Annotated in this window: 20 protein-coding genes and 1 riboswitch; of the genes, 11 read left to right on the top strand and 9 right to left on the bottom strand. The window is 39.0% G+C overall.

Features of this window, described 5'->3' with window-relative positions:
- Positions 1 to 9: 9 nt before the first annotated feature.
- The 3 genes from ABN217_RS11940 to proP are packed head-to-tail and all read right to left on the bottom strand — an operon-like array spanning position 10 to position 3,970.
- Positions 10 to 987, bottom strand: coding sequence for a glycosyltransferase (locus ABN217_RS11940; protein WP_340894623.1), 978 nt, complete (start codon positions 985 to 987; stop codon positions 10 to 12).
- A gap of 39 nt (positions 988 to 1,026) precedes the next feature.
- Positions 1,027 to 2,457 (bottom strand): deoxyribodipyrimidine photo-lyase, encoded by a 1,431-nt coding sequence (gene phrB, locus ABN217_RS11935; protein ID WP_349459443.1) that lies wholly within the window; start codon positions 2,455 to 2,457, stop codon positions 1,027 to 1,029.
- 10 nt (positions 2,458 to 2,467) lie between these two features.
- Positions 2,468 to 3,970, bottom strand: coding sequence for a glycine betaine/L-proline transporter ProP (proP, locus tag ABN217_RS11930; protein WP_196554598.1), 1,503 nt, complete (start codon positions 3,968 to 3,970; stop codon positions 2,468 to 2,470).
- Between the two features lie 709 nt (positions 3,971 to 4,679).
- Here proP and ABN217_RS11925 point away from each other — a divergent pair.
- Entirely contained in the window at positions 4,680 to 5,693 is a 1,014-nt protein-coding gene (locus ABN217_RS11925) for a LysR substrate-binding domain-containing protein (protein ID WP_072070616.1), read from the top strand.
- 65 nt (positions 5,694 to 5,758) lie between these two features.
- Here the strand turns inward: ABN217_RS11925 and ABN217_RS11920 are convergent, their stop codons facing one another.
- From ABN217_RS11920 to ABN217_RS11910, 3 genes are read right to left on the bottom strand one after another with little or no spacing between them, the layout of a single operon-like run.
- Positions 5,759 to 6,937: a M20 metallopeptidase family protein gene (locus tag ABN217_RS11920; protein ID WP_164525835.1), complete on the bottom strand. Its 1,179-nt coding sequence runs from the start codon at positions 6,935 to 6,937 to the stop codon at positions 5,759 to 5,761.
- Positions 6,937 to 7,386 (bottom strand): hypothetical protein, encoded by a 450-nt coding sequence (locus tag ABN217_RS11915; protein ID WP_006534124.1) that lies wholly within the window; start codon positions 7,384 to 7,386, stop codon positions 6,937 to 6,939. Before ABN217_RS11915 ends, ABN217_RS11920 begins: the two co-directional genes overlap by 1 nt.
- Positions 7,383 to 8,204, bottom strand: coding sequence for a DUF3100 domain-containing protein (locus tag ABN217_RS11910; protein WP_023583450.1), 822 nt, complete (start codon positions 8,202 to 8,204; stop codon positions 7,383 to 7,385). Before ABN217_RS11910 ends, ABN217_RS11915 begins: the two co-directional genes overlap by 4 nt.
- 569 nt (positions 8,205 to 8,773) lie before the next feature.
- Here ABN217_RS11910 and poxB point away from each other — a divergent pair.
- On the top strand, positions 8,774 to 10,498 hold the full coding sequence (gene poxB / locus ABN217_RS11905) for a ubiquinone-dependent pyruvate dehydrogenase (protein WP_349459442.1): 1,725 nt from the start codon (positions 8,774 to 8,776) through the stop codon (positions 10,496 to 10,498).
- 87 nt (positions 10,499 to 10,585) lie between these two features.
- Here poxB and argE read toward each other — a convergent pair whose 3' ends face one another.
- Entirely contained in the window at positions 10,586 to 11,749 is a 1,164-nt protein-coding gene (argE, locus tag ABN217_RS11900; RefSeq protein WP_197269679.1) for an acetylornithine deacetylase, read from the bottom strand.
- Between the two features lie 100 nt (positions 11,750 to 11,849).
- On the opposite strand from argE, the gene argC reads away from it, so the two are divergent.
- From argC to oxyR, 5 genes are all read left to right on the top strand, one after another.
- Positions 11,850 to 12,854: an N-acetyl-gamma-glutamyl-phosphate reductase gene (gene argC / locus ABN217_RS11895; RefSeq protein WP_349459441.1), complete on the top strand. Its 1,005-nt coding sequence runs from the start codon at positions 11,850 to 11,852 to the stop codon at positions 12,852 to 12,854.
- Between the two features lie 20 nt (positions 12,855 to 12,874).
- Positions 12,875 to 13,648 carry an acetylglutamate kinase gene (gene argB, locus ABN217_RS11890; RefSeq protein WP_196554594.1) on the top strand — a complete coding sequence of 258 codons (774 nt, stop codon included), beginning with the start codon at positions 12,875 to 12,877 and terminating at the stop codon, positions 13,646 to 13,648.
- Positions 13,649 to 13,723: 75 nt separating this feature from the next.
- The gene (locus tag ABN217_RS11885; RefSeq protein WP_196554593.1) at positions 13,724 to 14,932 is read left to right on the top strand and encodes an argininosuccinate synthase; all 1,209 of its coding nucleotides are present in this window, start codon (positions 13,724 to 13,726) and stop codon (positions 14,930 to 14,932) included.
- A 77-nt stretch (positions 14,933 to 15,009) separates the two neighbouring features.
- Positions 15,010 to 16,392, top strand: a complete 1,383-nt coding sequence (argH, locus tag ABN217_RS11880) for an argininosuccinate lyase (RefSeq protein ID WP_197269678.1) — start codon at positions 15,010 to 15,012, stop codon at positions 16,390 to 16,392.
- A 249-nt stretch (positions 16,393 to 16,641) separates the two neighbouring features.
- Positions 16,642 to 17,559, top strand: a complete 918-nt coding sequence (oxyR, locus tag ABN217_RS11875; RefSeq protein WP_072070607.1) for a DNA-binding transcriptional regulator OxyR — start codon at positions 16,642 to 16,644, stop codon at positions 17,557 to 17,559.
- Here oxyR and sthA read toward each other — a convergent pair.
- Positions 17,551 to 18,948 carry a Si-specific NAD(P)(+) transhydrogenase gene (gene sthA / locus ABN217_RS11870; RefSeq protein WP_196554591.1) on the bottom strand — a complete coding sequence of 466 codons (1,398 nt, stop codon included), beginning with the start codon at positions 18,946 to 18,948 and terminating at the stop codon, positions 17,551 to 17,553. The genes oxyR and sthA overlap by 9 nt on opposite strands.
- A 199-nt stretch (positions 18,949 to 19,147) precedes the next feature.
- Between sthA and fabR the strand changes: the two genes are divergently transcribed.
- Both fabR and ABN217_RS11860 read left to right on the top strand, forming a co-directional pair.
- Entirely contained in the window at positions 19,148 to 19,834 is a 687-nt protein-coding gene (gene fabR / locus ABN217_RS11865) for an HTH-type transcriptional repressor FabR (RefSeq protein ID WP_072070605.1), read from the top strand.
- Entirely contained in the window at positions 19,834 to 20,235 is a 402-nt protein-coding gene (locus ABN217_RS11860) for a YijD family membrane protein (protein WP_072070604.1), read from the top strand. The genes fabR and ABN217_RS11860 overlap by 1 nt, the downstream gene beginning before the upstream one ends.
- A gap of 123 nt (positions 20,236 to 20,358) precedes the next feature.
- On the opposite strand, the gene trmA is transcribed toward ABN217_RS11860, so the two are convergent.
- Positions 20,359 to 21,456 carry a tRNA (uridine(54)-C5)-methyltransferase TrmA gene (gene trmA / locus ABN217_RS11855; protein WP_196554590.1) on the bottom strand — a complete coding sequence of 366 codons (1,098 nt, stop codon included), beginning with the start codon at positions 21,454 to 21,456 and terminating at the stop codon, positions 20,359 to 20,361.
- A 112-nt stretch (positions 21,457 to 21,568) separates the two neighbouring features.
- A riboswitch (cobalamin riboswitch) is annotated at positions 21,569 to 21,775 on the top strand.
- A 69-nt stretch (positions 21,776 to 21,844) separates the two neighbouring features.
- Between trmA and btuB the strand changes: the two genes are divergently transcribed.
- Both btuB and murI read left to right on the top strand, forming a co-directional pair.
- The gene (gene btuB, locus ABN217_RS11850) at positions 21,845 to 23,719 is read left to right on the top strand and encodes a TonB-dependent vitamin B12 receptor BtuB (protein WP_196554589.1); all 1,875 of its coding nucleotides are present in this window, start codon (positions 21,845 to 21,847) and stop codon (positions 23,717 to 23,719) included.
- Positions 23,664 to 24,530, top strand: coding sequence for a glutamate racemase (gene murI / locus ABN217_RS11845; protein WP_196554588.1), 867 nt, complete (start codon positions 23,664 to 23,666; stop codon positions 24,528 to 24,530). The genes btuB and murI overlap by 56 nt, the downstream gene beginning before the upstream one ends.
- The last annotated feature ends 272 nt before the right edge of the window (positions 24,531 to 24,802 follow it).

Genomic DNA, 24,802 nt, shown 5'->3' with positions numbered 1-24,802 from the left:
TATGCTTATTTATTTTAAAGATGCGATAAATAAAATGCAGTTAACACGAAAAATAAACCAGCGTTGATGCCAATCAGTTACCCCTTTATTGAGAGAGGAAAATAAAGAGTAACTAGAAAATTGTTTTGCGATTATTTTTTGATTTTTTGCATCACAACATTTACGAAAAAGAATAAAAAAACTGCCTAATTCACGAACGGCCTGTTGGCGGAGTGCTTTTGCTAATAACTGATCAGATTGTTTATCGGCTTCTTTTAATAGTTGTAAGATTATCTGCAAATAACTTTGTGTTCGCTTGGCTTCTTTTTGTGGGTCGGGTTTACGTGTAATCGAGTCAGGATTAGCACAGTAATAATAGAGAGGTTGGTTATCAAAACCTATCCGCTCTGCAACAAGCGCTAATTGCGTTGTCCACAAAATATCTTCATGATAAAGCCCCTCAGTAAATTGCAGTTGGTATTTTTTTATTAAGTCATGTCGGATTAATTGCAACCAAACGAAATGAGGCCATTGATGTTGAGCGACGGCATAAATGATCCACTCACTACCTTTTATGACTTTTTGATAAGGCTGTCGTTGATGGATTGGTCTTTGGTGCTTTTTAAGATCACTTGGATTGAATCGTTCGCCATTGCCAATTAAAACATCAACGTGTTGCGTAACGGCTAGTTGATACCAATGTGCGAGTAATTCAGGCTTAATAAAATCATCACTATCAAAAAAAACTATCCATTCACCTTGAGCATATTTTAACCCCGTGTTTCTTGCACTGGATAATCCTTGATTAGTTTGATGATAAAGCTTCACACGTGCATCTTTTTGACAATAAGACGTTGCGATTTCAGCACTATTATCTGTCGAGCCATCATTAATAATAATGACTTCAATATCGGTGAAAGTTTGAGTGATCACACTATCCAATAATCTCGTAATACGAGACGCTTCATTAAACATAGGAATGATGACAGAAATTTGGGGTGTTTTCACAAGATTGAGCCAATTATCAATAAATAAAGTTTTACTATCTTACCCTTTTTTTGCCTCTTCATAAGACTCAATCGCGCTTATTCGTGCTTTGGCGTGATCAACTATCGGTAATGGATAATCAAGAGGATTATTAGTTTTTGCCGCCCACTCATGAGGGGTGTGAATATATCGACTAGGCACATTGGCTAGCTCAGGAAGCCAATGACGAATAAATTTGCCATCGGGATCAAACTTACGACCTTGGGTTGTGGGATTGAAAATTCGAAAATAAGGTACTGCGTCGGTTCCTGTTGATGCTGCCCATTGCCAGCCGCCATTATTTGAAGCGAAATCACCATCAATAAGTTGGGACATAAAGTAACGTTCACCCCACCGCCAATCAATTAATAAATCTTTGACGAGAAAACTGGCGGTGAGCATCCGTAAACGGTTATGCATCCAACCTGTATGATTAAGCTGTCGCATTGCTGCATCAATAATAGGAAATCCGGTTAAACCCTGTGCCCAAGCATTAAATTCCTCTTTATCATTGCGCCAATTAATTTTTTCTGTCCAAAGCTGAAAGGCAATGTGTTTGCATAAATGGGGATTTGTCACCATTAAGTGTTGATAAAACTCTCGCCAAATTAATTCGTTAAACCAGATAAAAGCACCTGATGCACTATTTTCTAGAAAATCAGGCTCTGTTTGATATAGGCGATTAAAACATTGGCGAACAGACAGTAATCCATGAGTGAGATAAGGGGATAATCGACTTGTGCCATCAACTGCAGGAATGTCTCGCCATTTTGCATAGTGTGGGGCGCTTTCATAACAGAATTGTTTTAAGCGTTTAAGTGCTTCTTCTTCAGTGGCGATAAAAGAGGGTGAACTTGTATTTTCAAGTGAAAACAGCGGAGCTTTTAAAGGTGATACTGCTTTTTGATGTGTTCTGATCTCTGGAATAGGTAACGAAGCGTTATCTTGTGAAAAAAAGAGTCGCAAGAATGCATTTCTAAAGGGAGTAAAAACTTTATACATCTCCCCTTGTTGGGTGACTACATTACCCGGTGGAATAAACACATTGTCATGATAGGCATAAACGGTTGTCTTGTTCTCTAGTAATTCTGTCACTTTTTTATCACGGCATTGCTCATTAAAGGCATATTGGTGATTGAAAAAAAGCGCAGTAACTTGATGTTGTTGACAATAGCGCGCGACTTCATTAGCGGCATTTGAATAAGTGTCGCTAATCACTAATGTTAGTGGAATATTAAGTTGTGCCAGTGATATCGAAAGATTAAGTAATGCATCATGAATAAACGCCTGACATGACAAAGCCATATGATGGGCTCTCCATTGTTCAGGCGTAATAGTGAAAAGGGCATGCACCTGTGCGTGTTTATCTTGGCAAGCATTAAAGAGTGCTTTGTTATCCATCACTCTTAAATCATTACGAAACCAAACTAAATGAACAGGGGACGGGTGCATGTAACCTCTCTTAATCTAACTTAGGATGTTGATCGATAAGGGCTTGGCGTTTTTTCTGCAATGCTTCAATTTCCGCTTCGATATCTTCAACACGGTGTTCAATACTATCATAGTGCTCTGACAAAATTTCTTTAGCTTCTGATTTATCAGATGCTGCCGGTGTTGCTCCACGCAACGGTTTATTGGCAGTTTCAATCATCTTAATCCCCGTGATCAAACCGACAACGGCAACAATCATCAGATAATAAGCAGGCATATATAAATCACCGCTCGCTTCAACTAACCATGCAGCTACTGTTGGTGTTGCACCTGCTATTAATACGGAGATATTAAATGCGATTGCTAATGCACTATAACGAATATGAGTCGGGAATATGGCCGGTAAAATAGATGCCATTACTCCCGTAAAACAGTTAAGTAAAACCGCAAGAATTAATAATCCTAAGAAAATTAAACCGATTTCATCACTGTTAATCATCATAAACGCAGGGTAAGCAAGGACAAATAAGCCAATACTACCGCCAATAACAAAGGGTTTACGGCCAATTTTGTCACTCAATAACCCAATTACAGGTTGTACGAACAACATACCTATCATAATCGCGATGATGATCAGCACACCGTGATCTGCCGAATAGTTTAGGTTATGAGATAAATAACTCGGCATATAGGTTAATAACATATAGTAAGTGACATTAGTGGCAATCACTAAACCTACACATACGGTTAAACTTTTCCAATATTTCGATGCGATTTCACGTAATGAAACACGAGGTGGATCTTGAATAGATTTGCGGTCGTCGCTATTCATTGCATCAACATGTTGTTGGAATGCAGGTGTTTCTTCTAAAGCATGACGTAAATATAAGCCAATAAGACCTAACGGTAATGCTAAGAAGAACGGAATACGCCATCCCCATTCATGAAATGCGGCTTCACCCAAAATAGTTGAGATAAGTACAACAACACCCGCACCCATGACAAAGCCTGCGATTGAACCGAAATCTAACCAGCTTCCCATAAATCCACGTTTACGATCTGGTGAGTATTCAGCAACGAAAATTGCAGCTCCTGAATATTCACCACCAATAGAGAAGCCTTGTGCTAGCTTGGCAAGTAATAATAAGACTGGTGCCCAAATACCGATGGTTTCATACGCAGGGATAAGACCGATGGCAAACGTACTGAGTGCCATAATAATGATGGTGACAGATAAAACTTTCTGGCGACCAAATTTATCCCCTAGCATTCCAAATACAACACCGCCTAATGGTCTTATCAAGAATGGTACAGAGAAGGTGGCAAGAGCAGCGATCATCTGTACGCCAGGTGATGCTCCAGGGAAGAAGACTTGACCTAAAACGTAAGCAAGGAAGCCGTAAACACCAAAGTCAAACCATTCCATGGCATTACCTAATGCGGCAGCAGTGATGGCTTTTTTGAGCTTACTATCATCAATAATGGTTATATCATTGATTTGTAGTGGTTTGTTTCTTTTTTTCTTCATTTTCATATTAAGTGACCTTTATTAAGGTATTCGTAATTTCTTGTTATTCAATTAATTAAAAGAAATGAAGTGACTATTTGTTAGCGAGAAGAGTGAGTGATAAAAATTCACTAAAAAACAGCTTACTTCTACCAAAATTAAATAGTGATATTAAGCTAATAGATAAGAGAATATTTATTAAGTATAGATGAGATTGAATAAGATAATAGGAAGTTTTCTTTGTTGTTTTGATATAACAAAACATAGCCTCTAAGTATTAAAATGTGATCGTTATCATAACGTAATTCTGCTTTTCTGTAAAATTTATGGTGTTAGTGATTGTAAATTTAGCTTAGGTGAAATGAAAGTGTTTGCAATAAAATCGTGAAAGTAAAATTAAAATTCTATCTTAATAACATTGAGTTAGGTGGATTTATTGTTTTTTTGATTCAGGCTAACGCATTTGTATGAGTATTGTGCATAATACAAAGGTTGATAGATAAGTAGAAAATAATAACACCTTATTTTGCTTTATTATTCTTTCGAATAGTTAAAGTGAATGTGTGGATAATAGAATAGATCTCGCTATGCTTATTATAAGATTAAATCAAGATAGTATGATGAGATATCAAGACAGAGATATTAAAGATAGTTTCTCTATTACGCATATTTAGAATAAAAATTTATAAAATTAATAATTAACCGCGCATTTGTGCAGATTAACCCAGGTACCTCTATGAACATTAATCAACTGAAAAGCTTTGTTGAAGTCGTAAAAAATAATTTCAACATTACTAATGCGGCTGAAAAACTCTACACCTCTCAACCCACAATTAGTAAACAACTCAAAATATTAGAAGATGAACTCAGTGTATCTCTGTTTGTCCGTAAAAATAATAATTTATTGGCATTAAGCCCAATGGGTAAAGAAGTGCATAAAATTGCCTGTGATATTCTCGGACAAGTTGATCGTATTAAAAGTATTGTGGCTGAAGAAGATCGTAATAAAAAAGTTGATTTGCATATTGCAACAACACATACCCAAATTCGTTATTCATTGCCCAATGTTATTGACCATTTTCGTCGCTATTACCCGAATATTTCTTTGCATTTTCATCAAGGGGCTCCAGCACAGTTGGCTGAGATGGTTAAAAATGGTGATGTTGATTTTGCTATCGCAACAGAGTCTATGCACTTGTATGAAGATTTAATTACCCTACCTTGTTATCGCTGGACACGTAGTTTACTCGTTCCTTATGACCATCCTCTTGCTGAATTACAAGATGATGAACAAGTTACTATTGAACAAATGGCGGAGTATCCATTAATTACTTATGTTTTTGGTTTTACGCGAGGATCGAAGTTAGACAAGGTATTTTATAAAAATAATCTTAAGCCCAAAGTAGCATTAACAGCAACGGATACAGAGATTATTAAATATTACGTTAAGCGTCATTTAGGTATTGGTGTTATTGCAACGGCTTCTTATGATGAAACGGAAGATAGTGGAGCATTAAAATGTATAAATATCGATCATCTTGTACAACCGAGTTATACCCATATTTGTGTCAGTAAACATACGCATATGAAGGATTATATGCATGAGTTTATTTCTCTTTATGCTCCACATATTGATAAAAATATTATTCAGATGCCAGAACAGTGGGAAAGCCAATGGCATAGTAAAGAGGTCTACCAAGAATTACCTGATTTACGCTCTGTGAATATCAATAATAGCGTTGCAGAATAGATAACAGAATAGAAAAAGCCCGTTGTGCGGGGGCAATAACGGGCTTTGGGCAGAATAATAAAAGATTAGCGAGTCAGAATGTTAACAAAGATCTGAGCGCCAACTAATAAACAATCATCATCGACAAAATAAGGATTAGCGTGAAGGTAATTATTAATTCCTTTCGCTTGGTTACCACTTCCTAAGAAGAACATGGCTCCGACTTTACCTTTAGTCGCATTAACCATATAGCTAAAGTCTTCACTGCCTGTCATTGGCTTACCGTTTGATTCAATATTCTCTTCAGGTAAGAATTTACGCATTGCATCTAATAAACGCTGATGTGCAGTTGGATGATTCACAACAGCAGGGTATCCGCTATAGCTTAATGTAGTTTTAAATCCACCAGCCGTACTACGAGCCACAATTTCATCAAAACTAGCTTTCAGTACTTGGTCGGTATTTTCATCCATAGAACGGATAGTACCGCGAGCTTGAACGTGGTCAGCTAATGCGTTAGGGATAGTTCCCCCATTGATCATGCCACAACCAAAGACTGCAGGGCTAAATGGATCTGTTTTTTTCGCAACAACATAATCCATATAATCAATTAGGCGAGTTGCTTCGCGAATGGCATCTAAACCTTTGTGTGGTGTTGAACCATGAGCAGAAACGCCATAAACATCTAATGTCCATGCTGAGCCATAAGATGACATCACGCCATCATTAAAGCGTACACAACCCGTTTCAATAGCTGCATCATTATGAAGTGCGTAGGTTTCATCAACGCCTTCCATACAACCCATTTCAACCATTTTTTCAGCACCAGGAACACGCATATCTTCTTCAGCCATTTGGAAAATAAAGCGGACGTTCGCGCTCATCTCTTCTTTATTTTCGGCAAGATATTTTGCACTGGTTAATGCCATGGTCATATGAGTATCGTGACCACAGTTATGCGCACAACCTTGGTGAATTGAGCTATGTTCATTATTGGTTAAGTCTGGCATTTCTAATCCGTCCATATCAGCACGGATGGCAATTAATGGAAATTCAGCATTAACAATTAAGTCAGCAGTAAAGCCGGTATATCCATCAAAAGTTTTAATTTGATAACCAAAACTTTCCATTAATTCACGACAATACTTTGATGTCTTATATTCTTCACCTGATAACTCAGGTATTTTGTGCAAGTCTTGTCGTGTTTTTTTACTAAAGTCATTTAATTGAAAGAGTTTTTCACTGACATTATAAATATTATTCATTAGATAACTCCCTGGATAGTAAATCCAATTTGCGCGACGATTGATGCTCCAAAGAAACAACATGTTGAAACAATCATGAAAATAAGAATAACTTTCCATGACATTTTCTTAAGTTCTTCTAATTGACCACCAACAGATAAACCAGCAAATGCTAATAAAGGTACACAACAAGATAAGAAAGAGACTTTACCAATCGAACTAATAAAGAAATCTCTCACTGGTGTTTCGGGTAAACAAATAAGTATTCCGATAATTGTTGCATAAGCAAATGTTGGTAAAGATGAAGGTAAATAATGTTTTGCAACGAGTGAAATAAATACCACTAATGACATAGCAATAAAGCTATCCCACATTGCATAAAGAGCGATCCCTGATGTTAACGTCTGAGTAAACATTGCCAGTAAAATAGCAACGAATACAAATTTCATATCAATAATTATATTTTTCATGCAGTTTTGCCTCTGGTGAAAATTTTATAAATTTTTTCTGAAAGAGGTAAACCTAAATAGGTTAATGACAGTGCGCCAAGTGCTGATGATAATAAGTTAGATGCAGCAGCAACACTTAATACTTGCTGTGCTAAAGCTTCATCAAGACCATTAATTAATGCACCTGATGCAGCACTTAACATTGAACCAGATCCCACGCCAGAGCCTGCGGCAAGCGCAAGTGGGTGTAACCCTGTTAATGGAGCAATACTACCTAATACACTAAACCACAAAGTACCAATAACAGAACCACATAAATAAATGGCTAATACACCAATATATTCTTGCGAGCCTGTACCAAACTTACCTTGAATAACAGCAATAGAAGGTTCACGGCTAATAGATGAACAAGCACCAATTGCACGACGACCAAATCCAAATTTAATCGCTAATGGAACTGCAATTAATACTGGTAATAAGTTTCCGAGTTCCTGAACAAATAAAGGAATGCCGACACTTAAAATCATTTTAATATTAGGAACAATCATCCCTGCATATTGAGTACCTAAAATAAGTAGGCTAAAACCTACCATTTTACCGCAGAAGCCTTCTTCTTTTTCTGTAAATAATTTACCCCATACTTTAATTTTTTTACGGGTAAATCCAGCAGATATACACATACCAATAATGACAGCAAAGAGCATTGGTAGAATAGGTATTACTGCAATGCCAATCTTAATTTCTTTTTTACCAATCACGTATTGTGAAATAAAAATTAAGAAAAGGACTGCCAGAATACTAATAAAGAAAACCTTTATCGGACTTCTACTTTTGTCCATCCGTTAATCTCCGTTGAAAAATAATCAGGCTTTATTCTAGAGGACAAAAAGCAAAAGGTAGCGTGACCAATGTCATGTTTACTTCATACCTCTTTTTCATGGGGCATGAAATAATACAATGGTGATAAATTTATTAACAAATAGAAAAAAGTTAAATTTTTTAATAAAGACAGTGAGTAAGGCTGAAATGAGTCAGCTTAATTGTTAATAAAAATGTGATGTGAAAAACCATAATTAAAAATTATTTTAATTATTAAAATAATCCTATAAACAATGTTTGTCCATTATTTATTAAATAATAATACGTTATTAATGAGATATATTCTTATTTAATGCGATTGTTATAAATTTAATGAATGTATTTGTAAGTGATATTTTATTTTTACATTTTTTACCGAGACTTACTTTATCACGACAGTGACATTATAGTGATAGGTGTTATTCTTTATATTTGAGTTAGTAAAATAAATTTCTCTGTAAGCAGGTAAGGGAAAGAAATCGATGAACACAAGGAAATAGGCTTAGCGCGCAGAGATATAATTTACCCAAAACTGAGGAAAGAGATCACCATGAGTAAGCAAACAGTTGCAACTTATATTGCTAAAGTACTCCATAATGCAGGTGTAAAACGTATTTGGGGCGTGACAGGTGATTCACTCAATGGATTAAGTGATAGCTTGCGAAAAATGGGAACAATTGAGTGGATGGGAACTCGCCATGAAGAAGTGGCCGCATTTGCTGCAGGTGCCGAAGCCACAGTCAATGGCGAATTGGCGGTTTGTGCTGGCTCTTGTGGGCCGGGAAATTTACATCTTATCAATGGGCTTTTTGATTGCCATCGTAATCATGTACCAGTGTTAGCCATTGCTGCCCATATTCCTTCTGCTGAAATTGGTAGCAATTATTTTCAGGAGACTCATCCTCAAGAGCTTTTCCGTGAATGCAGTCATTATTGTGAATTAGTTTCAAACCCAGAGCAGATCCCGCAAGTTCTCGCTATCGCTATGCGAACCGCGATTTTGAAAAAAGGGGTGGCGGTTGTGGTTTTACCGGGTGATGTCGCGCTAAAACCCGCTCCAGAAGATGCGCCTGAAAATTGGTATCCGCTGCAGTTCCCACTGATTATGCCTAATCGCTTTGAAATCGAAAAATTATCTGATGCACTGAATAATGCAAAAAATATTACCTTAATGTGTGGTGCAGGGTGCGCTCAGGCACACGATGAAGTGATTAAATTAGCTCAAACTTTAAAAGCACCTGTTGTACATGCATTGCGAGGCAAAGAGCACATTGAGTGGAAAAATCCGTACAGTGTAGGAATGACTGGGTTAATTGGTTTTTCATCAGGTTATCATGCGATGGAAAATGCGGATACGCTGGTGCTATTAGGAACACAATTTCCTTATCGCGCGTTTTATCCATCAAAAGCCAATATTATTCAAATCGATATTAATCCAAGTAGTCTCGGTTCACATTGTCATGTCGATATGGCAATGATTGGTGATATTAAAGCAACGCTAAATGCTATACAGCCTCGTTTAAAAGAGAAAACAGATACCTCTCACCTTGATGCTTCCTTGAAACATTACTCGAAAGCACGACAAGATTTGGATGCACTTGCACAACCAAGTGAACGAGAACTTATTCATCCACAATATCTAGCACGTAGACTGAGTGAGTTGGCAAATGATGATGCCATTTTTACCTGTGATGTCGGAACACCAACCGTGTGGGCAGCTCGTTATGTAGGAATGAATGGAAAACGTCGTTTGCTGGGCTCGTTTAATCATGGCTCTATGGCAAATGCGATGGCTCAAGCTATTGGTGCACAAGCATTAGATAGAAAACGCCAAGTTGTTGCAATGTGTGGCGATGGTGGATTTACTATGCTAATGGGTGATTTTATCTCGTTAGCACAAATGAATTTGCCAGTGAAAGTGGTTATTTTTAATAACAGTGTATTAGGTTTTGTGGCTATGGAGATGAAAGCGGGGGGTTATTTAACGGATGGCACAGATTTGCATAACCCTGATTTTGCAGCCATTGCTAATGCATCTGGTATCAAAGGTATTCGCGTCGAAAAAGGGGAAGATCTGGATAAGGCCCTGAAAGAAGCTTTTGAACATGATGGTCCTGTGATTGTGGATGTCGTAACTGCAAAACAAGAGCTTTCTATGCCTCCTGAAATTAAGTTTGAACAGGCAAAAGGTTTTAGTTTGTATATGATGAAAGCGATTATTAATGGCCGAGGTGATGAAATTGTTCAACTCGCTAAAACCAATTGGTTACGTTAATCGTCTACCGGCAACTTGGATTATTTAGAATCTAAATTGTAGATAAATAGACCAGACCCTATCAACATAAGCCGATAGGGTTTTTTATTATTTAGCTTTCTCTGTTAAACAGAAGTTTTCAATTAATTGCCCCATTAATTCACGAGTTGGCTCAATAAAAGCCATATCAATAAACTCATCAGGCTGGTGGGCTTGTTCAATCGAACCTGGGCCTAATACTAAGGTAGGGCAGAGATCCTGAATAAATGGCGCTTCAGTACAGTAGTTCACTGTTTGCGCTTTCTCACCTAATAACTTTTCAATGACAGCAACCATTTTATGATCGGTCGGGCACTCATAACCGGGAATAGGATCGTGTAGCGCTTCAACATTTAAGCGACCCGGCCAACGTGCTTTTACGGGCGCTAATGTTTCGTGTAGTAAATCATCTAAATCTTGCAATGTAAGCCCTGGTAATGGGCGAATATCCATATGAAGTTCGCAGCAAGCACAAATTCTATTTGCTGCATCACCGCCATTAATATAACCAAAGTTCATAGTGGGATAAGGGATAACAAATGCAGGGTTGTTATAGCGCGTTTTTAGCGTATCGCGCAGTGTACTAAGATGAGTAATGGATTCATGCATTAGCTCAATCGCATTCACTCCTTTTTCGGGATCGCTAGAATGTCCTGATTGCCCCGTAATACGTATCGCATTTGATAAATGCCCTTTATGAGCACGAATAGGTTTTAGGGATGTCGGTTCGCCAATAATGGCAAAATCAGGGCGGATTGTCGTATTGGCAGCAAAATAACGTGCGCCTGCCATAGAGGTTTCTTCATCTGCGGTGGCGAGAATATAAAGAGGGTGAGTTAACGCCTTAGTGTCTATATTTCGCAATGCATCAAGAATAAAAGCAAAAAAACCTTTCATATCCGCAGTGCCTAAGCCGTATAACTTATTTTCTTTTTCTGTCAGTGTAAAAGGATCTTGTGTCCAACGACCTTCATCAAATGGCACTGTGTCAGTATGACCACAGAGTAATAATCCGCCTTTCCCTGTTCCCAATGTTGCTAAAAGGTTAAATTTTCCTCGAGTTTCAGGTACAGGTTGAATTTCAATTGAAAAACCTAATGTTTCCAACCAATTAGCAAGCAAATTAATCAGCGATTCATTGCTTTGATCGTTCTTAGCATCTGTAGCACTGATAGAGGGCGTTGCAATTAATTGACGATAAATCTCAATAAATGTAGGTAATTTAATATTCACTGTTGACAGCCTTTCTTCATAATAGTATCAATATTCATGCACTTTTTTTGAATAAAAATACATTAATCGGTTTGTGTTCATAGTACAAGGTAAGAATGACATGTTAAATACTCTGATTGTAGGAGCAAGTGGTTACACTGGCGCTGAATTAGCCGCCTATCTTCAGCAGCATCCTCATGTGAATTTGAGCAGACTGATGGTATCAGCTCAAAGTGCAGATGCAGGAAAGTGCTTTTCTGAACTTCATCCTCAATATCGTGGCTTAGTGGATCTTCCTTTAGAGCCAATGGTTGATGTTGTTAAAGCGGCTGAAAATATTGATATCGTTTTTTTAGCAACAGCCCATGAAGTCAGCCATGACATTGCCCCGATTTTTTTAGAACAAGGTTGTGTGGTGTTCGACTTATCGGGTGCTTATCGAGTACAAAACAAGCATTTTTATCAACAATACTATGGATTCGAGCATAAGAATATAGATTGGTTATCACAGGCAGTTTATGGATTAGCTGAATGGAATGCTGACGTTATCAGTCAGGCGCAATTAATTGCTGTGCCGGGCTGTTATCCAACAGTATCTCAGTTGTCTCTAAAACCGCTTGTGGAAGCGAGGCTGTTAGATACTGCGCAATGGCCAGTCATTAATGCCACCAGCGGTGTGAGTGGTGCTGGCAGAAAAGCCTCTTTAACTAGCAGTTTTTGTGAAGTGAGCTTGCAGCCTTATGGTGTGTTTACACACCGCCATCAACCTGAAATTGCAACACATCTGGGTATTGATGTCATTTTTACACCTCATCTAGGTAATTTTGCCAGAGGGATCTTAGCCACTATCACCTGCAAGTTAAAAGAGGGTGTGACACAAGAGGATGTAAGACAAGTCTTTGATGAAGCTTATCAAGACAAGCCATTGGTGCGTATTTACGACAAAGGATTACCTGCATTAAAAGCCGTGGTAGGAACTGCATTTTGTGATATCGGGTTTGCTCAACAAGGTGAACATCTGATTGTGGTGGGTGTTGAAGATAACTTGTTAAAAGGGGCCGCAGCGCAGGCGGTGCAATGTATGAATATTCGGTTTGGTTTCGCTGAAACCGAATCACTTATTTAAATAATGAGTAGGGAAGTTTCATGGAACCATTAATTATCAAACTGGGTGGTGTACTCCTTGATAACGAAGAAGCGTTAACACGCTTTTTCACAGCATTACAACAATATCGTTCAACACACTCTCGCCCTTTGGTCATCGTACATGGTGGTGGCTGTTTGGTGGATGAATTGATGGGTAAATTGCAATTACCGGTCGTGAAAAAGCAAGGCCTGCGTGTTACACCCGCTGATCAGATAGACATCATTACAGGAGCACTGGCGGGAAGTGCCAATAAGACCTTGTTATCGTGGGCAACTCAATTTGGGCTTAATGGCGTGGGACTTTCTTTGGGTGATGGACAATTAGCGAAAGTCACTCAAATCAATGAAGAGTTAGGCCATGTAGGAAATGCAACTCCCGGCTCTCCTGATTTACTTAATTTATTACTGGGTGCGGGCTATCTACCTATTATCAGCTCTATCGGTATGACTGAGAAGGGAGAGTTGATGAATGTGAATGCAGATCAAGCCGCAACCGCTATCGCAGAAACATTGGGTGCTGATTTAGTGTTGCTTTCAGATGTCAGTGGCATTTTAGATGGTAAGGGCCAAAAGATAGCAGAGATATCAGCCGAAAAAGCACAGACATTAATTGACCAAGGCATTATCACTGACGGCATGATTGTGAAAGTAAATGCAGCGTTAGAAGCGGCAAAAACACTCGGTAAACCCGTTGAAATTGCTAGTTGGCGCCATGCTGAAAAACTAACTGCACTGTTTAATGGTGTTGCAGTAGGAACCCGTATTTTAGCTTAAAAATAACTCTAGAAATCTTATCACTATTTGATAGTTGGCTGAATTTAAACAAATTAGGAATTGAAGGTTATCACTATGACTAAAGGCATTAAGAAAATTGTACTTGCGTACTCAGGTGGATTAGATACTTCGGCGATCATTCCTTGGCTAAAAGAACATTACGATAACTGTGAAGTTGTTGCTTTTGTTGCAGATGTTGGGCAAAGCCGTGATGATTTAGTTGGTGTAGAACAAAAAGCGTTAGCGTCGGGAGCATCTGAGTGTTATGTCGTTGATTTACGTGAAGAGTTTATCAAAGACTATGTTTATCCTGTATTAAAAACAGGTGCTTTATATGAAGGTAGCTACTTATTAGGTACTTCAATGGCACGTCCTGTTATTGCTAAAGCACAGGTTGAGTTGGCATTAAAATTAGGTGCTGATGCTGTTGCTCATGGTGCAACAGGTAAAGGTAACGATCAAGTTCGTTTTGAAAGCACTTATGCGGCACTTGCTCCACAACTTAAAGTCGTCGCACCTTGGAGAGAATGGGATTTACGTTCTCGTGAAGCACTGCTGGATTATCTGAAAGTTCGTAATATTCCCACTACGGCTACACTTGAGAAAATTTATAGTCGTGATGAAAACGCATGGCATATCTCAACGGAAGGTGGTGTGTTAGAAAGTCCATGGAATGCGTCAAATGAAGATTGTTGGGCATGGACAGTCGATCCTAAGAAAGCGCCAGAGACACCAGAATTAGTCACTGTTACAGTGAAAGCAGGTGAAGTTGTCGCGGTAAACGGTAAAACACAATCACCTTTTGAATGTTTAGATACATTAAATACATTAGGTGTTAAGCACGGTATCGGACGTATTGATATTGTTGAAAACCGTTTAGTGGGAATGAAATCTCGTGGCTGCTATGAAACTCCAGGGGGCACTATCATGATGGCTGCTCTGCGTGGTGTTGAGCAACTTGTTCTTGATAGAGATGCATTTAAATGGCGTCAACAACTTGGTTTAGAAATGTCGTATGTGGCTTATGACGGTCGTTGGTTTACGCCAATCCGAGCTTCACTACAAGCAGCTGCTGAATCGCTGGCAAAAGAGGTGAATGGCGAAGTGGTTTTAGAGCTTTATAAAGGCCATGTGAATGCCATTCAGAAAAAATCAGAAAATAGCCTGTACTCTGAGGAATTTGCAACCTTTGGTGAAGATGAAGTTTACGATCACAGTCATGCTGAAGGTTTTATCCGTTTATATTCTCTGCCATCACGTATTCGTGCGCTGAGCAAGAAATAACATCAGGCAATAGAGTGGTGCTAATAAGCATCACTCTCACTCTTTTTTATTACACAGAATAAATACAGGAAGCGATTATGGCACTCTGGGGTGGACGTTTTAGTCAGGAAGCTGATCAACGGTTTAAACAATTCAATGATTCACTGCGGTTTGATTTTCGACTGGCACAACAGGATATCTTTGGCTCAGTAGCTTGGTCTAAAGCGTTAGTCACAGTGGGCGTATTATCGCAAGATGAACAAGCTCAACTTGAGCAAGCTTTAAATGAATTATCAGAAGAAGTAACAGCAAATCCACAATCAATTTTGCAAAGTGATGCAGAAGATATTCATAGTTGGGTTGAAAGTAAGCTTATTGCTAAAGTTGGCGATTTAGGTAAAAAATTACATACAGGTCGTAGCCGTAATGATCAGGTCGCAACAGACTTAAAATTATGGTGCAAAGAAGAGGTCATTCATCTTCGCCAAGCGATTGTTGAATTACAAAAGGCTTTAGTCATTACGGCAGAACAAAATCAAAATGCGGTGATGCCGGGTTATACCCATTTACAACGCGCTCAACCAGTAACATTCGCACACTGGTGTTTGGCCTACAATGAAATGTTAGCTAGAGATGAAAGTCGTTTAGCTGATGCTTTGAAACGTTTGGATATCAGCCCACTGGGATGCGGTGCATTAGCGGGTACCGCTTATGATATCGATCGTGAACAATTAGCGGAGTGGTTAGGTTTTGCGAGTGCAACTAATAATAGCCTAGACAGTGTATCTGATCGTGATCATGTATTGGAGCTATTATCTTCCGCATCTATTGGGATGGTACATTTATCTCGTTTTGCTGAAGATTTAATTTTCTTTAATAGTGGAGAAGCAGGCTTTATTGAATTATCAGATAAAGTGACTTCAGGCTCATCATTAATGCCTCAAAAGAAAAACCCTGATGCGCTTGAGCTTATCCGTGGAAAATGTGGACGTGTTCAAGGTGCATTAACAGGCATGATGATGACCTTAAAAGGCCTGCCTTTGGCTTACAATAAAGATATGCAAGAAGATAAAGAAGGGTTATTTGATGCTATTGATACATGGTCTGATTGCTTGCATATGGCAACATTAGTTCTTGATGGCATTCAGATCCGTCGTTCTCGCTGTGAAGAAGCCGCTAAACAAGGTTATGCTAACGCTACTGAACTGGCAGATTATCTTGTTGCTAAAGGCGTGCCATTTCGTGAAGCGCACCATATTGTGGGTGAAGTGGTTGTTTGTGCGATTGAGCAAGGTAAAGCGATTGAAGAGCTTCCTCTTTCTGAATTACAGATGTTTAACGATAAAATCACGATTGATGTGTACGATATTTTATCGCTTCAATCATGTTTAGATAAGCGTCTTGCAAAAGGTGGCGTTTCTCAAAAACAGGTCACTTATGCGATAGAAAAGGCAAAAGAAACATTAAGAATGGATAAATAAAAAAGAGTTTATTTAAGACAACTTACTGTTATTCCATAAGAACAGGGGATTTATTGCCCTGTTTTTTTATTTTGAATTGCCGATAATATCTGTGTTCATCTTGAATTCTTTAGAATATAAAGTAATTAGACTTGTTTATTAAAAAATATCAAAAAAGAGAGACAGAATAACATTCGACTGATAGAAAAATTTATCAGTTGCTATATTATCTATAGACATTAACTATCAGCAATAAATGTGGGATCTGCAATGAATATCCGTGATTTGGAATATCTGGTGGCTCTAGCTGAGCATAAACATTTTCGCCGTGCGGCAGATTCTTGCCATGTGAGTCAACCAACATTAAGTGGCCAAATTCGTAAGCTTGAAGATGAACTGGGTGTAATGTTGCTTGAACGAACTAGCCGTAAGGTTCTGTTTACGCAACAAGGTTTGTTGCTGGTGGATCAAGCGAAAACCGTTCTACGTGAAGTAAAAGTGCTACAAGAAATGGCTTCATTGCAAGGCGAAAGTATGGCTGGCCCTTTACATATTGGACTTATTCCTACTGTCGGCCCTTATTTATTGCCTCATATTATTCCTGAATTGCATAAAAACTATCCTAAGTTAGAGATGTACCTTCATGAAGCACAAACTCATAGCTTATTAGCTCAACTAGATAGCGGAAAGCTCGATTGTGCAATTTTAGCAATGGTTAAAGAGAGTGCGCCGTTTATTGAAGTGCCTCTATTTGAAGAGCCAATGAAATTAGCGATTTATGAAGGACATCCGTGGCATGAACGTGAGTCTGTACCAATGGGCGATTTAGCGGGTCAGCGTTTATTGATGCTAGAAGATGGGCACTGTTTACGGGATCAAGCGTTAGGATTTTGCTTCCAGGCGGGTGCAAAAGAAGACACTCATTTTAGAGCAACGAGTTTAGAGACATTACGTAATATGGTCGCTGCGGGTAGTGGAATAACCCTATTGCCTGATTTATCAGTGCCTCAAGAGCAGAAACGTGATGGAGTTTGTTATCTAGAATGTACTGATCCCAATCCATCACGTTCTATTATTTTGGTTTATCGTCCCGGATCGCCTTTGCGTAATCGTTATGAACAGTTAGCAGAGACAATCCGTGAACATATGACCGCATTTTATGCAGAAAAACAGAGTGCATTAAAATAAGCGGTTTAAACCATTAAGTGCAGCAACACGATAGGCTTCTGCCATTGTTGGATAGTTGAAGGTCGTATTAACGAAATATTCGATAGTATTACCTTCACCTTTTTGTTCCATAATTGCTTGGCCAATATGAATAATTTCTGCTGCGCGTTCGCCGAAGCAGTGAATACCTAAAATTTGCTTGGTTTCACGGTGGAAGAGAATTTTCAAACTCCCTACATTCATACCTGCTATTTGTGCTCTTGCCAGATGTTTAAACTGAGAACGGCCCACTTCATAAGGGATTTTCATTGCAGTGAGTTGTTGCTCTGTTTTACCTACAGAACTAATTTCAGGAATGGTGTAGATCCCAGTTGGAATATCCTCAATCAAGTGTGTTTCTGATTTTCCCGCTGTGATTGCCAAAGCCGCAATACGACCTTGATCATAAGCAGCTGAAGCCAGACTTGGATAACCAATGACATCCCCTACGGCATAAATGTGTTCACAACTGGTTTGGTAATGGGCGTTAACAGAAACGAGCCCACGACTATCTGTTTTAATGCCCACATTTTCTAAGCCCAGCAGATCCGTATTTCCTGTTCGGCCATTTGCGTAGAGTAGGCAATCTGCTTTGACTTTTTTACCTGATTTTAGGTGAACAATAACACCATCATCGACGCCTTCAATGCTTTCGTATTCTTCATTATGACGAATAACAATGCCGTTATTCCAGAAGTGATAAGAAAGTGCATCAGACATCTCTTGATCAAGGAAAGACAAGAGGTGATCACGAGTGTTGATTAAGTCTACTTTTACTCTTAATCCTCTAAAGATAGAGGCATATTCACAACCAATGACACCCGCGCCATAAATAATGACATGGTGAGGTTCATGCTCTAAATCAAGTATAGTGTCACTGTTATAAATACGAGAATGAGAGAAATCGACATCAGGTGGGCAGTAAGGGCGAGAGCCCGTTGCAATAATAAAGCTATCAGCAGAGAGAATATCGCAAGTACCATCAGGGTAACGTACGCTGATCCTGTGCTCGTCAATAAATGCTGCTTCACCCGAATACATTGTACAGTTATTACGTTCGTAGAAACCTTGACGCATTTTAGTCTGCTGACTAATCACGGTGCTGGCTTGACGAAGTATTTGAGAAAAAGAGGAGTTAATAAGACGAGATTGGTCGCTATAAAGTGGGTTTTGATTAAACTCGATAATGCGACTTACTGCATGGCGTAGGGCTTTGGAGGGAATAGTGCCCCAATGCGTACAACCACCACCAACTTTGTTATAACGTTCTATAACTGCGACGCGTTTTCCTTGTTTCACAAGCCCCATGGCCGCGCCTTCACCGCCAGGACCTGAACCGATAACAATGGCATCGAAATGAGAATGTTGCATAGGAAGAGACCTGTTTTATACAAACCGACAACGCTATATTAACATTAGAATGAATAATAGCCCAATTGACATTAAGGGCATTAGTCACACTTTGTTGAGTTTTTATGAGAATGTGTCTTTAGAGATGATTGTACGCACTGCTTTTTTAACAAAGTTTGATATATTGAGCATAAACCAAATTAGGATTATCAGGATTTCTGTGAGTAATAATATTGGCATCAGAGCTAAACAAAAAGAAAAAACTCGTCGCTCTTTAATTGAAGCTGCTTTTAGCCAACTGAGTGCTGAACGTAGCTTTACCAGCTTAAGCTTACGAGAAGTAGCTAGAGAAGCCGGTATTGCGCCTACCTCATTTTATCGCCATTTTAAAGATGTGGATGAACTTGGGCTGACAATGGTTGATGAAAGTGGATTGATGTTACGCCAACTGATGCGACAAGCACGTCAACGCATTGCGAAAGGTGGCAGTGTTATCAGAACATCAGTAGCTACTTTTATGGAATTCATTGGCAATAATCCTAATGCATTTCGATTACTATTACGTGAGCGTTCTGGGACTTCGGCGGAATTTCGTGCCGCAGTCGCACGAGAGATCCAACATTTTATTGCAGAACTGGCAGACTACCTTGAGCAAGAAAGTCATATGCCACGTTATTTTACAGAAATGCAATCTGAAGCAATGGTCACTATTGTATTTAGTGCAGGCGCAGAAGCACTGGATATTGATATTGAAAAGCGTCAACAATTAGAAGAAAGATTAGTTTTACAACTGCGTATGATTGCTAAAGGTGCTTATTATTGGTATCGACGCGAGCAAGAGACGCAAACACCTCTACAAGATAACCCAGAAATAAAGAAAAAAACGCATCAGAAAGGAGACAAATGATGGAACAAAATCGCTGTGAAAAAAGCACGCTATTACTTGCCACAGTCATTGGTGTCGCTTTACATGGTACTTATTCGAGTTTTTTTAATCCGTTTATTGAGACGTGGTCAGTTTTCCCACTAATCAGTTTAATCTTGGCAGTTTACTGTTTATATCAGCGTTATTTAAATCAACCTATGACCGATGGTATGCCTAAGCTGATTTTTTCATTCTTTTTATTAGGCCTATTCGGTTATAACGCTTACACCAGAACAGCTAACCCTGAATGGGGTTCAAACTTTTTCTCTTCTGTTTGTATTGTTATTGTTGCGTTGTGGATTTATCGTCAATTTAAACAGCGCCAACGCTTACGTCTACAGGCCGAAGAAGCTGAAAGAGCATCACAAGCAGAACAGTACTAGTCTGTACTTATCTCTTTGTTGTAAACACAGCGAAATTTTGACACCAGCAAGTTATCTTGCTGGTGTTTTTGTTTTTATTCGGGTTATTAAAGGATTTTTTACTCTAAGAAGAGAAATAAGCAGTTATCTTTTTTCTAATAACACACCACATTCCATATGATGGGTGTATGGGAATTGATCGAATAAAGCTAATTTGCTGATTTTATGTGTTTTTATTAGGGTCTCTAAATTTTGACAAAGTGTTTCTGGGTTACAAGAGATGTATAAAATGCTAGGATAAGTTTTAACCAGCTCTACAGTTTTCTCATCTAAACCACTGCGAGGTGGATCGACAAAAATGGTTTCACATTGGTAATCTTTTAAATCAATCCCTTCTAGACGTTTAAATTCTCTTACTCCATTCATTGCTTGCGTAAAATCTTCTGCAGACATACGAATAATTTTTACATTATCAATGTGGTTCATTGCTATGTTGTATTGCGCCGCATGAACAGATGGTTTTGCAATTTCTGTTGCCAGTACACGCTCAAAATTACGTGCGAGCGCTAATGAAAAGTTGCCATTACCACAATACAATTCAAGCAGATCACCTTTCGCGTTTTCTGTTGCCTTTAATGCCCATTCCAACATTTTAATATTGACCTGAGCATTAGGTTGCGTGAAGCTATTTTCAACTTGGCGATAAATCATCTCTTTACCCGCGACAGGTAACACTTCATCAATAAAATCGTTGTCGAGCATAATTTTTGTTTTATATGCACGGCCGATTAACTGCACATCAAAGCCTTGAGCAATTAAGGTCTGGCGTAATGCTTGTGCTTCTTGTTGCCAAGTTTCATCAATTTTCTTGTGATACAGCAAAGAGACAATAATTTTATTACTTAACGTAGAAAGATAATCAATTTGAAATAGTTTCTTTCTGAGTGTTGGCTTGTCTTTTATTTCTGCCAATAAGGCAACCATCATTTTATTAATAAGTTGGCTGGCAACGGGAAATTGGTCAACACGAATACGCTGCTTAGTCTCTTGGTTAAACATAATATGATAGAGAGAATCTTCTTCATGCCAGATACGGAATTCCGCACGCATACGATAATGCTGTTCTGGTGATGAAAAAACCTCTGCTTCAGGCGCATTGAAAGGAGCCATCATCGTTTGTAGACGTTGTGTTTTTTCATTCAGTTGAGACTGATATGTTTGCGTTGGTAATGAATTCTGCATGGTATCTCGCCTTTTTTTGGCAGTAATAAAGTTAAGCGAGCGAAATTGTAGAGATCCTCATGAAGATGTCCAGTATTCTTCATGTTCAATTTCTGGACTCAGTGAAGTTGAAATCGTAGCATAGCTGTTCGGCCTCCTTTATAGGAGTGAAAAGGGAATCTGGTGCAAAGCCAGAACTGACGCGCAGCGGTAATAGGATCAAGGATAATAAAAGACACTGCAAAGCACTCATAAGTGCGGTGGGAAGTCATTATCTTAAATACACAAAATTGTTTATTTAACCTAGAGTCCGAAGACCTGCCGAAGACCTGTCGCATCTTAAATTAAATACGCGCTTTATTTAATTTTGGCGGCATCCTGCTACTTATTCTGTTGGATGCAGATTTTCATGAATAATAAAAAAGTTTTCTTTATTTCAAGTATAGCTTTGAGTGTAATGGTGAGCAGTTTTAGTGCATTTGCTAATAACAGCGATACATTAAGTGTGACTGCAAACCGCTTTCAAGAGCCGAACTCTTCTATTTTAGCGCCTATCACCGTTGTTGAACGTGAACAGATTGATCGCTGGCAGAGTAATAGTGTGATTGATGTATTACGTAGAATGCCGGGTATTGATGTGGGACAAAATGGTGGAATAGGGCAGATGAGCTCTATTTATGTGCGTGGTGCTGAATCTCGACATGTACTTATCTTAGTGGATGGTGTGCGTTTAAATCAGGCTAATGTGTCTGGCAGCTCCGATATTAGCCAAATTCCCCTTTCTCTTGTTCAACGAATTGAATATATAAGAGGGCCTCGTTCTTCTGTTTATGGTTCCGATGCAATTGGTGGTGTGATTAATATCCTCACAGAAAGAAAAACGGAAGGAGGAACGCTTAACGCCACAATGGGTTCTCATGGCTACCAAGAATATGATGGATCTGTAAAACAGAAAGTCGGGGACAGAACGACATTAACGGCAGCAGGCAGTTATCTCTATACCAAAGGCTATGATGTAGAAGCAAATGGGAATACAGGTGGGCATCCACAACCTGATCGCGACGGTTTTATGAATAAATCGTTGTGGTTAGGGGCCAATCACGATATTAACGATAATGTTTCTATATATGCACGTGCTTATGGTTTTGATAATCGTACCGCTTATGATGCTTATTATGACAGTTATAATGATATCTTAACGGATACAAGAGCACTATTCAGCCGCACCTATGATGGTGGCGTGAAATTTAATCGCGATAACTACTCTTCTTCTTTAAATACCAGTTATAACTACACCAAAGATTATGACTATGATCCTCGTTATGGTCGTTATGGTAAAGGAAGCCGTTTTACTAACTCTGAACAATATAATGTGCAGTGGGGAAATCACCTTTTATTAGGTAATGGCAGTGTCGGTGGCGGTATAGATTGGCAACGTCAATCTATAAAAGCCGGCTCTAACGGATTCCCTAATAAAGAACACTTTGACAATACCGGCTTATATCTCACAGGACAGCAAAAGTTAGGTACTGTTATCGCTGAAGCGTCTGTGCGTTCTGATAATCACTCAGAATATGGTTGGCATACCACTTGGCAAACGAATTTAGGTTGGGAATTTGTTGAGGGCTATCGTGTCATTGGGGGATATGGTACTGCATTTAAAGCACCTAATCTCAATCAGTTGTATGTGGATAACCCGTTATGGAATTTGGAAGGGAATTTAAATTTAAAACCAGAGGAAAGTAAGCAGTGGGAAGGAGGCTTTGAAGGATTAACAGGCCTTTTAGCGTGGCGAGTAACGGCATACCGTAATGATATTGAGAACTTAATCGCATATAAATCAGCTAAGCCTGTCGATACATATGAAAATATAGGTAAGGCATTAATTAAAGGCGTCGAATTTACGGGTGAAATGGATACGTGGATTTTCCATCACACCTTTAATTACCAATATATAGATGCAAGAAATAAAGAAACGCACCAACGTCTTGATCGTCGTGCTCGTCAACAGTTGAAATATCAACTTGATTGGCAAGTTGAGAAACTCGATATGGGAGTGACTTACCAATATATTGGTCAGCGCACAGATAAAGATTACGGCACGTATGAGAATGTTTCTTTAGGTGGAGTGAGTCTTTGGGACTTAACTGCGTCATATCCTATTACATCACATCTATCGATTCGTGGTAGAATAGCTAACCTGTTTGATAAAGATTATGAGACAGCTTATGGCTATCACACACCAGGACGTGAATACTTCCTCACAGGAAGCTACAACTTCTGATGCACAACTTACCGCTAACCCTACTGTATTAGTTTTTGATTCAGGGGTTGGCGGTTTATCTGTTTATCGTGAGATCCGTGAAAAATTACCGGATGCTCACTATATCTATGTTTTCGATAATGAAGCTTTCCCTTATGGGGAAAAATCCCAAGAGTTTATTATTGACCGTGTTGTTCGTATCGTTAGTGTGGTTGCTGAAAAGCATGATCTTGCGGCAATTGTTATTGCCTGTAATACAGCCAGTACTGTAAGCCTTCCTGCTTTGCGCGCTAAGTTTACCGATATTCCTATTGTGGGAGTTGTACCCGCCATCAAGCCCGCTGCAAAATTAACGTGTAATGGTGTAGTTGGATTATTAGCGACGAGAGCAACCGTTAAACGGCCTTATACCCATGAACTGATAGAACGCTTTGCAACTGATTGCAAAGTTCACTCTTTAGGTTCGGCCGAGCTGGTGGAATTAGCTGAAAAGAAATTGCACGGTGAAAAAGTCTCTCTAGATGAGCTACGTAAGATTTTAGCACCTTGGCTAAAAATGAAAGAGCCACCCGATACTGTAGTATTAGGTTGTACGCATTTCCCTTTATTAGCAGAAGAACTACTTTCAGTTTTACCTGATGGTACTCGAATTATTGATTCTGGTGCTGCAATTGCACGAAGAACTGCGTGGTTGGTCGTAAATCAAGCGAAAATTAAGGGGTCAAATGAAATTAGCTTCGCTTATTGCCTAAAAGAAGATGAGAATAGCGAATTACTAAAACCTATTTTAGCGAGCTTTGGCTTTGGATCGCTCAGAAAACTGGCGCTTTAAGTGCAATTTGATGGAAAATTCAACGGTCAGTAAAAAAACTCAAAAAAAGTGTTGCCAGCTTCACAAAACTCCCTATAATGCGCCCTCGTTGTCACGGCAAACCACGCTAAGTGAGTTAGCCGAGAGAACAAAGAAAAAAAGTGAAAAGCCTTGAAAATAAACGCTTGACACTGAATGAGGAAGATGTAGAATGCACCTCCTCGCAACAACGCAGAAGACCGGAAACGGCAGCGAATGTTGCACTGCTCTTTAACAAATTATCAGACAATCTG

Source organism: Proteus sp. fly-1067 (assembly GCF_040139345.1).
Lineage (GTDB): Bacteria > Pseudomonadota > Gammaproteobacteria > Enterobacterales > Enterobacteriaceae > Proteus > Proteus vulgaris_B.
The sequence above is the reverse complement of the archived record's forward strand: the minus strand, read 5'-3'. Positions and strand labels throughout refer to the sequence as shown.